The 15,962-nt window shown below is 65.1% G+C and carries 14 protein-coding genes; 11 read left to right on the plus strand and 3 right to left on the minus strand.

Features of this window, described 5'->3' with window-relative positions; translation table 11 throughout:
- Nucleotides 1-17 precede the first annotated feature (17 nt).
- Entirely contained in the window at nt 18-1,352 is a 1,335-nt protein-coding gene (tssK, locus tag SZ55_RS08240) for a type VI secretion system baseplate subunit TssK (protein ID WP_044404006.1), read from the minus strand.
- A gap of 66 nt (nt 1,353-1,418) precedes the next feature.
- Nucleotides 1,419-1,895, minus strand: a complete 477-nt coding sequence (locus SZ55_RS08245) for a hypothetical protein (protein WP_044404009.1) — start codon at nt 1,893-1,895, stop codon at nt 1,419-1,421.
- A gap of 204 nt (nt 1,896-2,099) precedes the next feature.
- On the opposite strand from SZ55_RS08245, the gene tssB reads away from it, so the two are divergent.
- The 11 genes from tssB (at nt 2,100) to SZ55_RS08290 (ending at nt 15,503) form a co-directional block, all read left to right on the plus strand.
- Nucleotides 2,100-2,657, plus strand: coding sequence for a type VI secretion system contractile sheath small subunit (gene tssB / locus SZ55_RS08250; protein WP_044404012.1), 558 nt, complete (start codon nt 2,100-2,102; stop codon nt 2,655-2,657).
- A gap of 29 nt (nt 2,658-2,686) precedes the next feature.
- Complete coding sequence (tssC, locus tag SZ55_RS08255; protein ID WP_044404015.1) at nt 2,687-4,165, plus strand: type VI secretion system contractile sheath large subunit; 1,479 nt, start codon at nt 2,687-2,689, stop codon at nt 4,163-4,165.
- 82 nt (nt 4,166-4,247) lie between these two features.
- Nucleotides 4,248-4,748: an Hcp family type VI secretion system effector gene (locus SZ55_RS08260; protein ID WP_044404018.1), complete on the plus strand. Its 501-nt coding sequence runs from the start codon at nt 4,248-4,250 to the stop codon at nt 4,746-4,748.
- Nucleotides 4,749-4,763: 15 nt separating this feature from the next.
- Nucleotides 4,764-5,204 (plus strand): type VI secretion system baseplate subunit TssE, encoded by a 441-nt coding sequence (gene tssE, locus SZ55_RS08265; RefSeq protein WP_044404021.1) that lies wholly within the window; start codon nt 4,764-4,766, stop codon nt 5,202-5,204.
- On the plus strand, nt 5,188-6,975 hold the full coding sequence (gene tssF / locus SZ55_RS08270; RefSeq protein ID WP_044404024.1) for a type VI secretion system baseplate subunit TssF: 1,788 nt from the start codon (nt 5,188-5,190) through the stop codon (nt 6,973-6,975). Before tssE ends, tssF begins: the two co-directional genes overlap by 17 nt.
- On the plus strand, nt 6,939-7,979 hold the full coding sequence (tssG, locus tag SZ55_RS08275; protein ID WP_044404027.1) for a type VI secretion system baseplate subunit TssG: 1,041 nt from the start codon (nt 6,939-6,941) through the stop codon (nt 7,977-7,979). Before tssF ends, tssG begins: the two co-directional genes overlap by 37 nt.
- The gene (gene tssH, locus SZ55_RS08280; protein ID WP_044404030.1) at nt 7,979-10,528 is read left to right on the plus strand and encodes a type VI secretion system ATPase TssH; all 2,550 of its coding nucleotides are present in this window, start codon (nt 7,979-7,981) and stop codon (nt 10,526-10,528) included. The genes tssG and tssH overlap by 1 nt, the downstream gene beginning before the upstream one ends.
- Before the next feature lie 163 nt (nt 10,529-10,691).
- Complete coding sequence (locus tag SZ55_RS27945; protein ID WP_152644454.1) at nt 10,692-11,942, plus strand: hypothetical protein; 1,251 nt, start codon at nt 10,692-10,694, stop codon at nt 11,940-11,942.
- A gap of 237 nt (nt 11,943-12,179) precedes the next feature.
- Nucleotides 12,180-12,653, plus strand: a complete 474-nt coding sequence (locus tag SZ55_RS27335; protein ID WP_201774862.1) for a GIY-YIG nuclease family protein — start codon at nt 12,180-12,182, stop codon at nt 12,651-12,653.
- Between the two features lie 149 nt (nt 12,654-12,802).
- Entirely contained in the window at nt 12,803-14,809 is a 2,007-nt protein-coding gene (tssI, locus tag SZ55_RS08285; RefSeq protein ID WP_044404033.1) for a type VI secretion system Vgr family protein, read from the plus strand.
- Nucleotides 14,810-14,960: 151 nt separating this feature from the next.
- Nucleotides 14,961-15,503: a toxin-antitoxin system YwqK family antitoxin gene (locus SZ55_RS08290; RefSeq protein WP_044404036.1), complete on the plus strand. Its 543-nt coding sequence runs from the start codon at nt 14,961-14,963 to the stop codon at nt 15,501-15,503.
- Between the two features lie 18 nt (nt 15,504-15,521).
- Here SZ55_RS08290 and SZ55_RS08295 read toward each other — a convergent pair whose 3' ends face one another.
- Nucleotides 15,522-15,914, minus strand: a complete 393-nt coding sequence (locus tag SZ55_RS08295; RefSeq protein WP_044404039.1) for a DUF4280 domain-containing protein — start codon at nt 15,912-15,914, stop codon at nt 15,522-15,524.
- Between the last annotated feature and the right edge of the window lie 48 nt (nt 15,915-15,962).

Consider the following 15,962-nt stretch of genomic DNA (forward strand, 5'->3'; position numbering starts at 1 on the left):
TGCGCGTCCTTGGCTGATCAGGCGGTCTCGGTGTCCTGGTTGACGAACAGCACCACCTGCCAGGGACCGACCTGGGCCGCCTGGCCGGGGACGATCAGGCAGAAGCGCTGCTCCGGGTCGAACCACTCCCCGGCGGCCTGGACCACGAACAGCCGGGTGTCCTCGCCCACGCCGTAGGCCAGTTGCTCGGCGCGGCTCATGCTCTGATGGGGCAAGCCGCTCATGCGCTGGCGAGCCAGGGTGGCGACCTTCGATTGCGAGGCGATGATGGCCTGGCCGAGCCAGTCCAGCGCACCCTGTTCGCCGGCACCGGCGGGCATGCGCAGGCCGATCACCAGGCGCTGGCGGGGGGAACGGGCGTCGGGCAGCTGGATGGCGAAGCCCTGCTCCAGGCCCTGGAACGGCAGGCAGCGGTAGCCGACGCGAATGCGCGCCAGGACCGCATCCAGCCAGTCGAGCACTTCGTCGTAGCCACGCTTGAGGTCCAGGTAGTCCAGGGGGGCGAATGCGGGCACGCCGGCCACCGGGTCAAGCGCGCACCAGGCGCCGGCCATGCCCACCAGCAGGCCGTGGAGGCGATCCGGGGTGGCGACGCGGCTGTTCAGCGCTGCTTCCACTTCCGGCAGGCGTGCCCACAACGCGGTGAGCTGGCGGCCGATCTCGGCACGGTCGTCGTCCTGCCCGGCCTGCTCGGCCTGGCGCAGGCGCCCGCCGAGGAACAGGCACTTCTCTCGCGCCCGGGCGCAGAGTTCGGCCACCGCGCGGCCGAGGTCGGATTCGGGGAGGATGCGCGGCGTTGGCGCGGCATAGGGCTGGCGCACGAAGCCGCCGCCCTCCTTGGCGATGCGCAGCAGCGGCAGGCACACCGAGTCGGCCCGGCCGCTGTCGGTGACCAGGCGCGCGGCGGGCCGCCAGACCAGGATCGGTTCCGGGTGCTCGCCACTGGCCAGGTCCGGCACCGCCTCGCCCACCCGGGACTGCAGGCGACCGCGCAGCGGCAGCACCTGGCCACTGCGGCCGAGGGGGTTGATGGCGAGGTAGACGGTGGTGCTGGCGGTGGGCGATTCGGCGATGGCGGGGCCGACATCCAGCTCCAGGGTGGCGCCGTCGCCGGGCTGCAGGCTCACCGGCAGGCCGTCGGGGAGAATGGCCTCCAGGGCCAGCACGCGGATGAGGCCGGCACTGAGCGCGGCGGGGTCGAGTTCGAGTTGGCTGAGCCCCCAGAACCAGGGGTTGGCGGCGTGACCGAAACGGGCGGCGAGGACTTCGGCGCGCAATCCCTGCAGCTGGAAATGCTGGGGCAGCAACTGCATGCCCTCGTGCCAGCAGACTGCGTCAGGCAACACGTTCATACCACTCCCCTTCGACATCCTTGACCATCCCGCAGTGCGGTTTCCCGCTGTTTCAGGGGCTCGGGTTCACCGCCCGTCGTCACCCATCAGGCGCATCTCTCGGCTGTCGAACCTGAGCCACACACGGCTCTGCTCATCCAGCCGCAGGCGGTGAGCACCGGGAGTGTTATAGCCGGCGAAGACCAAAAGTCCAGCCGAGCGGCGGCCTGAAAACGGAAAGTCCTGGACCTGCATCAACTGCCCCGGAACCAGCTCCAGGCTCCACACGGAAAACTGCGTGCGGTAGTCGCGGCGGTACTGCTCGCGCTCGCTGAACCACTGCCGCGCGTTGACGCTGGAGAGCAGCTTGAACAGGTCCGGGTCGTCCACCGCCACGAAGTCCACCGCCAGGGGGGTGTCGTCGTTGGCGCGGGGGGCGACATCGAGGGTGATTTCGTCGAGCTGGACACGCGGCGCGAACAGCCAGGCGCAGCCAGCCAGGGGCAGTACGGCAAGGGCGAGCAGAAGGATTCGGAGGCGGGATTTGAAACGTCCGTGCTTCATGGAGGTCCGTTCTTGGTTTGCGTTTGCAAATTTATAAACCTGTTCTAGCGTGTCTGGATAGTTCGTCTGACAGACGAATCTGTAGGACCGCCAAGGACAGGCACCGGCTCCAGGCCGCGTCGTTCCGGCGGCCTCGCAAGGGAGTGCAATGGCAGGCGTCGCCGAGGCATTGCGCTCGAAGCATTGCATCGGAGCCCCCTCACCATGGCAGAAAGCACGCAGCACAAGCTGGACCGGATCCGCCCGCCCCGCGTCCAGATCACCTACGACGTCGAGATCGGCAACGCCATCGAGAAGAAGGAGCTGCCCCTCGTGGTCGGCATCCTCGCCGACCTCTCCGGCAAGCCCGACAAACCCCTGCCCAAGCTGATCGAACGTCGCTTCACCGAACTCGACCGCGACAACTTCAACGAGGTGCTCGCCTCCATCGAACCGCGCAGCACCCTGCAGGTGGAGAACACCATCAGCGGCGACGGCAGCAAGCTCAACGTCGAGCTGCGCTTCCGTCACTTCGACGACTTCGACCCGGTCAACATCGTCAAGCAGATCACCCCGCTGCGCCGTCTCTACGAGGCCCGCCAGCGCCTGCGCGACCTGCTCACCAAGCTCGACGGCAACGACGATCTCGACAAGCTGCTGCAGGAGGTGGTGAGCAACACCGAAGGCCTGCAGGAGATCAAGTCCGCACGCCCCGAAGGTGAGGCGCCGGCCGCTGAAGGCGCCGCCGCAGCCGATGGCGAAGCACCGGCCGAACCGGCCTGACCGACCCCCGAATTCCCGGAGACAACGCAATGGCAACCGAAGCCGGTGCATCCAGCGAGAGCACGACCCAGACCCTGACCCTGCTCGACCGCATCATCGCCGAGGGCCGCATGGCCCACGACGAGAGCCAGCAGGGCTATGCCCGCGACCTGCTCGCGGAGTTCGCCACCCAGGTCCTCGACGAAGGCATGGCCATCGACAAGGACACCGTGGCCATGATCAACGACCGCATCAGCCAGATCGACAAGCTGATCAGCGACCAGCTCAACGAAGTCCTGCACCACCCCGAGCTGCAGAAGCTGGAAGCCTCATGGCGCGGCCTGCACATGCTGGTGGACCAGACGGAGACCAGCAGCCGCCTGAAGCTGCGCCTGCTCAACGTCACCCAGAAGGAATTGCAGAACGACCTGGAGAAGGCCGTCGAGTTCGACCAGAGCGCGCTATTCAAGAAGATCTACGAAGAGGAATACGGCACCTTCGGCGGGCACCCGTTCAGCCTGCTGGTGGGCGACTACGCCTTCGGCCGCCACCCCCAGGACGTGGCCCTGCTGGAGAAGCTCTCCAACGTCGCCGCCGCCGCCCACGCGCCCTTCATCGCCGCCGCCAACCCCAAGCTGTTCGACATGAACAGCTTCACCGAGCTGGCCGTGCCCCGTGACCTCAGCAAGATCTTCGAGAGCCTGGAGCTGATCAAGTGGCGCAGCTTCCGCGAGAGCGAGGATTCGCGCTACGTCTCCCTGGTGCTGCCGAACTTCCTCCTGCGCCTGCCCTACGGCCCGGACACCAAGCCGGTGGAAGGCATGGACTACGTCGAGGACGTCAACGGCACCGACCACTCCAAATACCTCTGGGGCAACGCCGCCTGGCTGCTGGCCGCCCGCATCACCAGCGCCTTCGCCAAGTACGGCTGGTGCGCGGCGATCCGCGGCGCCGAGGGCGGTGGCGCGGTGGAAGGCCTGCCGGCCCACACCTTCCGCACCCTGTCCGGCGACCTGTCGCTGAAGTGCCCGACCGAAGTGGCGATCACCGACCGCCGCGAGAAGGAGCTGAACGACCTCGGCTTCATCTCGCTCTGCCACAAGAAGAACACCGACATGGCGGTGTTCTTCGGTGGCCAGACCACCAACAAGGCCAAGGTCTACAACACCAACGAGGCCAACGCCAACGCACGCATCTCGGCCATGTTGCCGTATGTGCTGGCCGCCTCGCGCTTCGCCCACTACCTGAAGGTGATCATGCGCGACAAGGTGGGCAGCTTCATGACCCGCGACAACGTGCAGACCTACCTCAACAATTGGATATCGGACTACGTGCTGATCAACGACAACGCGCCCCAGGAGATCAAGGCCCAGTACCCGCTGCGCGAAGCCCGCGTGGACGTCTCGGAAGTCGCCGGCAAGCCGGGCGTCTATCGCGCCACCGTGTTCCTGCGCCCGCACTTCCAGCTGGAGGAGCTGACCGCCTCGATCCGCCTGGTGGCCAGCCTGCCGCCGCCGGTAGCAGCCTGACCCGACGCCCCCGCCGGGCGGTCCGGCGGGGGCTCGCCTCTCTCACGATCCACCCCGTTTCCAGACCCAGGAGTTATCCGCGATGGATGCCATCATTCTCGACCTCGGCACCGAAATCAAAGGCGACAGTCTGCTCGAGGGCTACACCGACAAGATCGAATTGATGTCCTACAGCCACAACGTGGCGATGCAGGTCACCAATGACGTCAGCAACTCGGAGCGCACCTCCGGCAAGCCACACATCGGCGAGTTCACCGTCACCAAGTTCGTCGACAGTGCCACCCCCTCGCTAAACGAGTTCTGCTGCGCCGGCAAGCCCATCGCCACGGCCAAGATCACCATCGGCCGCAACGCCGCCGAAGGCGACGGCAAGCTGCTGCCGTTCATCATCTACACCCTCGACAACGTGGTGCTCTCCAACGTCAGCGTCAGCGGCGGTGCCGGCGGCAAGCCGGTGGAAACCCTCTCGCTGAACTTCACCAAGATCAAATGGGAACTCACCGCACAGAAGGACGACGGCACCAAGGAAGGCACCGCCGCTTCTACCTGGGACCTGGCCGCCAACAAGCTCATCAAGAAGTAACGGCAGCGCCGCTCCATGCCGTACAGCGGACTKCTGCCCCCCCTGTTCGAGCGCCTCTCCGCCCAGGCGGACGAGGCGCCGGACTTCGACCGCGACGCCCTGGCCGAGTCTGTCCGCCTGGAGCTGGCGCGCCTGCTCAACACCCGCCGCCCACCCCGCGCCCCCGGCCGGCCACTGACCGTACTGGACTACGGCATCGCCGACTGGAGCGCCCTCCAAGCCCTGCGGGTGGATGACCGGCGCCTGCTGCTGCGGGATCTGCGCGCCGCCGTGCAGCACTTCGAACCCCGCCTGCAGCTGAGCGAGATCGAGGTCGAGGCCCTGCCCGACCAGCCCCAGCGCCTCGGCATCCGCCTGGCCGGGCACCTGCGCAGCGGTCGCCGCAGCTGGCCGGCGCTGTTCCTCCTCGCCCCCGGCGACGACGTCCTGGAGGTGCGCCATGAGCGACTCGATTGATGCCGACCTGCTGGACTACTACCAGCGCGAACTCACCTGGCTGCGCCACGCCGGCAACAGCTTCGCCCAGCGCTACCCGAAGGTGGCGCGGCGCCTGGAACTGGCCCCCGGCGAATGCCCGGACCCCCACGTCGAACGGCTGCTGGAAGGCTTCGCCCTGCTCAGCGCGCGGCTGCACCGGCGCCTCGACGACGACTACGCCGAATTCAGCGACGCCCTGCTGGAGCAGCTCTATCCCCTGGTGCTGAGGCCCCTGCCCTCCTGCGCCATCGTGCAGTTCGAGCCCGACCCGACCCAGGGCAGCCTCGCCGAAGGCTACCGCCTGCCCCGCGACACGCCGCTGTTCGTCACCACCCGCGACGGTGCCAGCGTGCACCTGCGCACCAGCGCCGAGGCCGTGCTCTGGCCGCTGCGCATCCGCGAGGCGACCCTGCTGGACGGCGATGCCGCCGTGGCCTTCTCCGGCCACCCGCGCGCGCGCTCGGCCCTGCGCCTGACCCTGGAATGCCTGGGCGAATTCGACTGGTCGCAACTGCCGGTTCGCCACCTGCGGGTGCACCTGGCCGCCTCGCCGATGACCAACGCCACCCTCTACGACCTGCTCGGCGCCCACAGCCTCGGGGTGTGGAGCGGCGCCCCGGACAGCCCGCTGCAGCCGGTGCCCGGTGAAATCGCCCCGGTGGGTTTCGCCGACGACCAGGCGCTGCTGCCCGACGAAGACGGCCAGCACCCCGGCCTGCGCCTGCTGGCGGAGTACTTCGCCTTCCCCGATAAGTTCGCCTTCTTCGACCTGCCGCTGCTGCCACCGGCCGGCGGCGGGCGCGACTGCCAGGTGCTGATCGCCTTCGACCGCGCCCCATCGGGCCGGCCGCACCTGCAGGCCAGTGAACTGCGCCTGGGCTGCACCCCGGCCATCAACCTGTTCCCGCGCACCTCCGAGCCCCTGCGCCCGGACGGCACCCGCAGCGAATACCGCCTGGTGGCCGACGCCCACCGCGAGAGCAGCGTGGAGATCCACAGCATCCGCAGCGTCCGCGCCGCCACGCCCCAGGGCGTGCGCCGCGTGCCGGCCTACTACGGCCACAGCCACGCCGGCGCCGGCCTCTACTGGCACGCCCGGCGCGTCCAGGGCCTGAACCCGGCGCGCCCCGGCAGCGACCTGCTGCTGAGCCTGGTGGACACCGCCTTCGACCCGCTGCACGACGCCCCCGAGTACAGCCTCACCGCCGAGCTGCTGTGCACCAACCGGCACCTGGCCGAGAACCTGCCCGCCGGCACCCGCCTGGGCTTCGAGCGTCCCGGCCCGGTGGCCCTGGCCAGCCTGCTGGCGCCGCCCACGCCGCAGAGCCTGCCGCGCCTCGCCGGCCCCTCGCGCTGGCGCCTGGTGTCCCAGCTCAGCCTCAACCACCTGTCCCTGGTGGAAGGCCCCGAGGCCCTGGACGCCCTGCGCGAGCTGCTGCACCTGCACAACCTGCGGGACGAAGCCGGGCCCCGGCGCCAGGTGGACGGCCTCGTGGAGCTCACCAGCGAACGGGTGGTGGCGCGGGTCGGCGACGACGCCTGGCGCGGCTGGCGCAACGGCCTGGAGGTGCGCATCCGCCTCGACCCGCAGCACTTCGCCGGCAGCAGCGCCGTGCTGTTTTCCGCCGTGCTGGCGCAGTTCTTCTCCCTCTACGCCACGCCCAACCGCTTCGTGCGCACGGTGCTGGTGGATCACGACAAGGAGGTGCGGACATGGCAGCCCCAGGCCGGCAAGCCCCTCAGCCTCTGAGCCAGCGCCTGCGCGAGAGGCCCCAGGCCTTCGAGTTCCTCCAGGCCCTGTTGCTGCTGGAGCGCGAACGCCCCGATGCCACACCGCTGGGCCAGGGCAGCAGCCCGGATGACGAGGCCCTGCGCCTGCGCGGGCCACTCACGCCGACCTTCGCCGCCAGCCAGGTGGAACGCCTGGAGGAAAAGCCGGGGCAGCCCCCTGTGCTGAGCACCGCCGTATTCGGCCTCGGAGGCCCCGACGGCCCGCTGCCCTACGCCTACCAGGAATGGCTGCAACAGCGTGCCCGCCACAAGGACTACGCACCGGCCGAATTCCTCGACCTGTTCCAGAACCGCCTGCTCGCCCAGCTCTACCGTGTGCTCGGCCGGCATCGCCTGGCCCTCGGCTTCCAGCCGCCCGAGCAAGCCCCCGTGCACCCGCCGCTGCTGGCACTGGCCGGCCTGCTGCCGCGCAGTCTGCAACAGCGCATGGACCTGCCGGACGCCGCTATCACCGCCCGCGCCGCGCTGTTCAACGGCCCGCGCCGCTCCCTGGCCGGCTTCGCCGTGCTGGTGCGCCACCAGTTCGGCGTGGCGGTGGACTACGAGGCCTACCAGGGCGCCTGGCGGGAGATCCCCCCGGCCAGCCGCAGCCGCCTGCAACGCGGCGGCCGCAACCTCGGCCTGGGCCGCGACGCCATCGCCGGCACCCGGGTGTGGGACGAGCACGCCGGCATCCGCCTCACCCTCGGTCCGCTGGGCACCGAGCAGGCCAATGCCTACCTGCCCGGCGGCGAGCAGCACCGGCGCCTTGCCGACCTCGCCGGGCTCTACCTCGGCCCCGACCTGGACTGCCACCTGCGCCTGCTGGTGCGCCCCGGCGCGCCGTTGCGCCTGGACCGCCAGCAACCACCACGCCTGCGCTGGAGCGGCGGGCTGCACCTGTCCGCCGCCAGCACCCTGCAACGCATCGACACCCACCTGCGGCACAGCGATGCCGGCCTGCCGTCCAAGGAGACGCCCTGATGGAACTCGCCGCGCTCATCGGCCGCCTCAACGCCGACAGCCGCCGCGCCCTGGAGCGGGCCGCCCAGCGTTGCCTGCAGCGCACCCACCACTACGTGGAGATCGAGCACCTGCTGCTGGAACTGCTGGATATAGAAGGCGGCGACCTCGCCTGGCTGCTGCCGCGCTTCGGCCTGGAGCGCGACGCCGTCGCCACCGAGATCAACCGCGCCCTGGAGCTGTTCAAGGCCGGCAGCACCCGCACCCCCGCCCTCTCCGCCCAGACCATCGGCCTGCTGGAAGACGCCGTGGTGCAGGCCAGCGTGCAGGGCCAGGCGAGCATCCGCTCCGGCCTGCTGCTCGTGGCCCTGCTGGACCGCGACGAACGCCGCAGCCTGCTGCTCAACAGCGCCTCCTCGCTGCTGCGCATCCCCCGCGAAGCCCTGCGCGCCAACCTGCTGGAATGGACCCAGACCTCCCGCGAGCACACCGGCAGTCCCGGCCCGGCCGGCAAGGCCCGCCCCGCCCAGGAAGCGCCCCAGGACAGCGTGCTCGACCAGTACACCCAGGACCTCACCGCCGACGCCCGCGCCGGGCGCATCGACCCAATCGTCGGGCGCGACGGGGAGATCCGCCAAAGCATCGACATCCTCCTGCGCCGGCGGCAGAACAACCCGATCCTGGTCGGCGCCCCCGGTGTCGGCAAAACGGCCGTGGTCGAGGGCCTGGCCCTGCGCATCGCTGCCGGTGACGTGCCGCCGCCCCTGCAGAACGTCATCCTGCGGGTGCTCGACCTCGGCCTGCTGCAGGCCGGCGCCGGGGTCAAGGGCGAGTTCGAGCAGCGCCTCAAGGGCGTGATCGACGCCGTACGCAACAGCGAGCAGCCGATCATCCTGTTCATCGACGAGGCCCACACCCTCATCGGCGCGGGCGGCAGCGAGGGCGGCAGCGACGCCGCCAACCTGCTCAAGCCAGCCCTGGCCCGGGGCGAACTGCGCACCCTGGCGGCCACCACCTGGCTGGAATACAAGAAGTACTTCGAGAAGGACCCGGCCCTGGCACGCCGCTTCCAGCTGGTGCAGGTGGAAGAGCCCGACGAGGCCACCGCCGTGGAGATGCTGCGCGGCGTCGCCGCCAAGCTGGAGCAACACCACGGCGTGCAGGTGCTCGACAGCGCCATCCACGACGCGGTCAAGCTCTCCCACCGCTACATCTCCGGTCGCCAGTTGCCGGACAAGGCCATCAGCGTGCTCGACACCGCCTGCGCCCGGGTCTCCCTCGGCCAGCACGACGTGCCGCCACCGCTGGAAAGCCTGCGCCACCGCCAGCAGGCCCTGGGCGAGGAACTGCAGCGCCTGCGCCGGGAACAGGCCACCGGCCTCGACCATCGCGAACGCATCACCGCCCTGGAGCAGGAATCCACCGGCAACCAGGCGGCCATCCGCGAGCTGGAAACCCGCTGGGGCGAAGAGCGCGAAGCCGTGCGCGAACTGCTGGAGGCCCGCCGCGAACTGCTGGCCCTGAGCGAGAGCGCCGACGCCAGCCACCCCGACGAAGCCCTCGACGAGCGCATCGACCACCTCGCCGCCGAACTCACCCGGCTGGAGGCCGGCCTCGACGCCATCCGCCAGGACGACCCCCTGGTGCCCGAGCAGGTGGACTCGCGCACCGTGGCCGCCGTGATCGCCGGCTGGACCGGCATCCCCATCGGCAAGATGCTCGCCGACGAAGCCTACGCCGTGCGCACCCTCGGCCAGCGCCTGGGCCAGCGGGTCATGGGCCAGGATAGCGCCCTGGGAACCATCGCCCAGCGCATCCAGGCCTACCGCGCCGGCCTCACCGACCCGGCCAAGCCGGTGGGCGTGTTCCTGCTGGTGGGCCCCACCGGCGTCGGCAAGACCGAAACCGCCTACGCCCTGGCCGACGCCCTCTACGGCGGCGAACGCAACCTCATCAGCATCAACCTCTCCGAGTACCAGGAGGCCCACACCGTCAGCCAGCTCAAGGGCGCCCCGCCCGGCTACGTCGGCTACGGCACCGGCGGCGTGCTCACCGAAGCCGTGCGCCGCCGGCCCTACTCCGTGGTGCTGCTGGACGAAATCGAAAAGGCCCACCCCGACGTGCTGGAAGCCTTCTACAACGTCTTCGACAAAGGCGTGATGGAAGACGGCACCGGCCTGGTGGTGGACTTCAAGAACACCGTGATGCTCGCCACCAGCAACGTCGGCGCCGAACTGGTGCTGGACACCCCCACCGACCAGCTCGGCAGCGACGCCTTCAACGAACGCCTGCGCAAGGTGCTGCTACAGGCCTTCCGCCCCGCCTTCCTCGCCCGCATGACCGTGGTGCCCTACCGCCCGCTGGACGAAACGACCCTGGAAGGCATCGTCCTGGCCAAGCTGGAAAAACTGCGGGAACGCTACAAGGCCGCCACCGGCAAACAATTCGACTTCGACCCCGCCATCGTTAAAGCGGTGCTCGCCAAATGCAGCGCAGCAGGCGCGCGGGATATCGAGAATGTGTTGATGGCGCAGGTGACGGGGAAGTTGGCGGAGTGGGTGTTGGAGTGAAACAGACCTTTTCGGACCATAAATTTCCCTCTGATGCTAAGTACAGTTCGGCAGCAGTACAGAATATTGAGAAAACCTTGATGATCAAATTGACAGCCCCTTAGTTAACCAAGGCTAGTGCCCAAGCAACTCATAAGCCGAAAAGCTAATCAACGAGAAAAAAATGTGCAAAAAAATTTTTATTGATTCATCTGGAGACCAGATACTAGTAACCGCAAACCCAGACCACACTTTATCGGTCTCTATCAAAGGCGGAAAGTGGACTTACACCTCACTTGAGAAATATTTTCTCTTGCATATTTCAAGCTTTCAGTCGGTGTGGAAAAACTTGAGCACGTACGATAAAAGCGACTGGTCAGAGTATATGTTCCCAGCAATACTGGCAATGAAAGCAAGCTACCACGAAACAGCGCTTTCAGGCACGGCGATAAATTTTAAAAATACATCAGCAACTATAAATAGCGCAACCGGCCTAAGCACTCGTAACACTCAACGCGAATTCACCACCAACACCTGGCATCAGCTAGACCAACATGCCCAACACATCAATAAAACACAGGAAAAAATAAATAGCACATTACATTCCGCACAAACAATTAGCACTAACGCCCTAAAAAAAAATAGCAACGACAGAAGAAAGGCCGAAAAAATACTCAAAACAACGCTTGAAAAAATAAAAACCGAAAGCGACACCCTAGAGCGGCAAAAAGAAGAACTACGGGAAAGACACAGAATCTTAATCAGCAACAATGAAGTATGGAAAATAGCGGGAGATCAATCAGAAATTGACATAGCCGAGCACAAGTCATTTCGCGTAAAAATAAAGAAAGGAAAGCTAAGGGAGTATATTTTCTTTAGTCGTTTCAGGCACAGCATCCCGTATTTTCTGCAAGAACATGTTGGTGAAATTCCTCCTGGCAAACATCTCAACACTATTACTACTCTGACAGAGTCTCAGTTGGAGAACAGTTTTTTTCACTTCATAGAAAACTCCTACCTTCCCCATTTAAATAGAAAAAACTCCGGAAACGCATTGAAGTTCACCGAGAAAAACGTCAACCCAAACGGCTACCCGGAGTTTCATGCCGACAAATATTACCCAGATCAAGGCATGCACTGCACCCCAATCGCAACATCAAACGTATCATTCACACTAAACAGCGATGACTATAACTTCCTAATAGAGCTACTCAACCTTGTCAGAAGACCAACCGACGAAATAACAAGCAAGAAATGTAAATCCCTAATCCAGCACATAAATAGAGCAATAAAAACAAATAGCGAAATAATCAGACTGGCAGCAAACTACAATAAATTCATTGAGGCAATAGGCTACCTACCCAAAAGAGCAGCCAACAAAGATGACGCAGAGATACTTAAAGAATATTTTTCTCTCCTCAAAAATCATCTCTGAGAAACCTAAAAAAGGCCACGATCCGAAAAAAATGAACAGATTTATTTATTGGCACCCCACTTATCCAAAATAAATCTGCCCCTTTTTTTGCGAAGAATCACCTATAAATCGGAGGCAACCGAAATGGGGGCAATACATTATAACCTTGGAAACTCCTCTCACCTTGGAGGTATGGCCCCTGCGCCCGTCCCTGGAGGTGGGTTTGGCGCCGCGGCACTTCCTCCTGGCATGGCAGGCATGCCGGGCACCTACATTATTGTAAATACGACCACAAACAACAGATACATCGGCATTGCCAATGATATTGGCGTGCGTTTCAACACTAGACTAGCAACAATTACAGAAATGGGCTTCGCACCAGCCCAAATGGCAGCCATAGGCGTAACCTGGGGGCAAACCTCATGTCAAAACACTCCTACAGCCTTTATACCTGCGCCGCCCTGGGTTGTTGCCGTTCCAGCCCCGCCGGCTGCCTATACAGCGATGATTGATGGGAACCCAGTCAATTTAGAGCGCTTGCTAATTCGATTCATTATCACCCAATTGGGCGCAGGTGGAACCGTATCAAATAACGCCATGGCTGTGGCGCCCTACACCAACCCTACACCTAACGCTATTACAGTTCGGCTAACTTGGGGAGGAATGGGCGGACTATTTGTACCAAATTTTCTACAAGCTGTGTGGAATCCCGGAGCAATGAATGCTTGGTAAAAACAAGTACAACTATTCATCATTGAAACCAACAACGCACATCCTTTCATAGACTTAAAAATACCGCCCACAACGCCATTAATTTTAAGATTGAAACCACTCTAATTCTGATAGTTCAGCCTCCTGGGTAGGATGAACGAGGTTTTTAAATGCCCCGCCCCACCGACACCACCACCAGCCTCTCCCTCAGCGCCTCCGCCCTGACGGATCTCTACCCCCAGACGCTTTCCGGGGACGAGGCGTTGAACGAGTTGGGCAGCCTGACGCTCAATGGCGACAGCGCCACCGCGCTGACGTTGAGCAGCGCCGTGGCCACGCATATCACCGCCACCCTCCACAACGACGCCAACCAGCGTTCCCTCGACGCGCTGGTCGCGGAGATCCGCCAGCTCCCCGCCGATGCCACCGCCGACCGCTACCAGGTGGTGCTGCGCCCCTGGCTCTGGTGGCTGACGCTGGCCAGCAACAACCGGGTGTTCCAGAACCTCTCCACCAGCGACATCGTCACCACGATCTTCAAGGCCCATGGCTTCACCGACTTCAAGCTGTCGCTCTCCGGCAGCTACGAGCCGCGCGAGTATTGCGTGCAGTACGGGGAGACGGATTTCGCTTTCGTTTCGCGGCTGCTGGAAGAGGAAGGCATCTTCTGGTTCTTCACCCATGAGGATGGCAAGCACACGCTGGTGCTGGGCGACAGCAGCGATGCCTTCGTGCAGATTCCCAACGGGCCGAAGGTGCCCTACCTGGGCCAGGGTATCGGCGTGCGTGAGCTGCATGGCATCCGCTCGGCGCAATACAGCGTGCAGGCGGTGAGCGGGGTGTACAGCGCCACCGACTATGCCTTCACCACCCCCACCACCTCGCTCTACAGCAAGGCCGAGGCGGTGGCCGGGCCGCTGTCGATGTACGAGCACCCGGGCGGCTACATCGCCAAGGCGCGGGGCGATGCCTTGACCAAGCAGCGCGTGGACGGGCTGCGCAGCCAGGAAAAGCGCCTGATCGGCGAGAGCGACTGCCGCTGGCTGGTGCCCGGCCACTGGTTCACCCTTACCGGGCATGACGACGCCAGCCTCGACATCGACTGGGTGGTGACCGCCGTCACCCATGACGCCAGCCACGAGCACTACCGCAACCGTTTCGAAGCCATCCCCAAGGCCACTGCCTACCGCCCGCCCCGGCTCACGCCCAAGCCACGCATGCACACCCAGACCGCGCAGGTGGTGGGCAAGGCCGGCGAGGAGATCTGGACCGACCAGTACGGCCGCATCAAGATCCAGTTCCCCTGGGACCGCGACGGCAAGAACGACGAAACCTCCTCCTGCTGGGTGCGCGTGGTGCTGCCCTGGAGCGGCAAGGGCTTCGGCATGCAGTTCATCCCGCGTATCGGCCAGGAAGTGATCGTCACCTTCATCGACGGCGACCCGGATCGCCCGCTGGTCACCGGCTGCGTCTACAACGGCGACAACACCCTGCCCTACGCCCTGCCGGACAACCAGACCCAGTCCGGCATCAAGACCAACTCCTCCAAGGGCGGCGGCGGCTTCAACGAGCTGCGCTTCGAAGACAAGAAGGACGCCGAGGAAGTCTTCCTCCAGGCGCAGAAGGACATGAAGGTCAACGTGCTCAACGACAGCACCGCCACCATCGGCCACGACGAAACCCTCACGGTGCAGAACGCCCGCACCCGCACGGTGAAGGAAGGCGACGAGACCATCACCCTGGAGAAGGGCAAGCGCACGGTGACCATCCAGACCGGCAGCGACACCCTCGACGTGAAGGACAGCCGCACCGTCAGCGTCGGCGCCGACCAGACCCATAGCACCGGCGGCAACTACAGCCACAAGGTGAGCGGCAACTACGAACTGACCGTGGACGGCAACCTCACCATCAAGGTGACCGGCACCCTCACCCTGCAGAGTAGCGGCGACTTCACCGCCAAGAGCGACAAGAACCTCACCACCCAGGCCGGCATGGCGCTCACCGACAAGGCCGGCACCTCGCTCACCAACCAGGCCGGCACCTCCCTGGACAACAAGGCCGGTACCACCCTGACCAACGACGCCGGCGTCAGCCTCACCAACAAGGCCGCCGCCGAACAGACCGTGGACGGCGGCGGCATGCTGACCCTCAAGGGCGGACTGGTAAAGGTCAACTGAGAGGGTGTCTACAAAATGGCTGCACTTGGCAATACTGCGTTGAAAACGATCTCGAAATGCTCATTTACAGCACGTAAACTCCGCTTTCTCGATCATTTTCGCCTTGTCTTGCCTTCGTTCGCCTATCTTGTAAACACCCTCTGAGGCGCCCATGGCCAACGGAACCCTCGACCTCACCCGTGGCGACAGCCGCCTCCAGGGCCGCCTGGAAGATGGCGCCCTCGACGGCCCGGTGCGCATCCAGGAAGCCGGTCGTCCCCAGGCCCAGCTCCTCTATGCCAACGGCGTACTGCACGGCACCAGCACCCTTTACCACCCCAACGGCCAGGTGTCGGCGCTGCTGCCCTACGTGGACGGCCGCCTGCAGGGCGTGGCCCAGTACTTCGCCGCCGAAGGCGGGCTGCAACGCAAGGTCGGCTACCGCCAGGGGCTGATGCACGGCGAAGCCAGCAGCTACTACCCGGACGGCAGCCTGGCCGAACTGGAGCAGTACCGCGATGGCGTGCGCGACGGCCTCTACCAGCGCTTCCACGGCAACGGCCAGGTGGCCCAGCGCAGCCGCTACCTCAACGGCAAGCCGCTGGACGAAGGCCAGGGCTTCGCCGAGGACGGCCGGCCGCTGGACGCCGAGGGCAAGCCGATCTCGCGGCTGCGCTGGTGGTGGAGGCGCTGGAGCGAATCGAGCGAGGTCTGATCCGACCTTGAGCGATACCTAAGGGATCAGCATCTGCATCTGGCCCGGCATGGCGACCTTGATCACCCCCGCCCAGTTGCACATCAGCACGCAGTTGGCATCCAGCGAAGGCATGTTGCCCAGCAGCATCGTCGGCGCACCCGGTATCCAGGGTGAAGCCGTGGCGGGGATGCACGGCATCGGCGTCAGCGCGCCCAGTGCGGCAGCGGTGGCGGCGGCCACCATGGGGTTGGCCAGGCTCTGGCACATGCCGAAGGGCATGATGTTCACCAGCGGGATGTGATCCATGATGTTCGCCGCCGGCATGTTGTTGGTGAGCGTCCGGTTGACCGGCAGCACGTTCAGCACCGACGGCGCCACCCCGAAACTGCATTGCAGCGTCGCCCCGCTGCACACCTGCGGACATCCCATCGCACCCCCTCCTTTTGCTGGTCGGCAGTGACTCTAGACCAGCGCCCC

This window comes from Pseudomonas sp. FeS53a (assembly GCF_000931385.1).
Classification (GTDB): domain Bacteria; phylum Pseudomonadota; class Gammaproteobacteria; order Pseudomonadales; family Pseudomonadaceae; genus Metapseudomonas; species Metapseudomonas otitidis.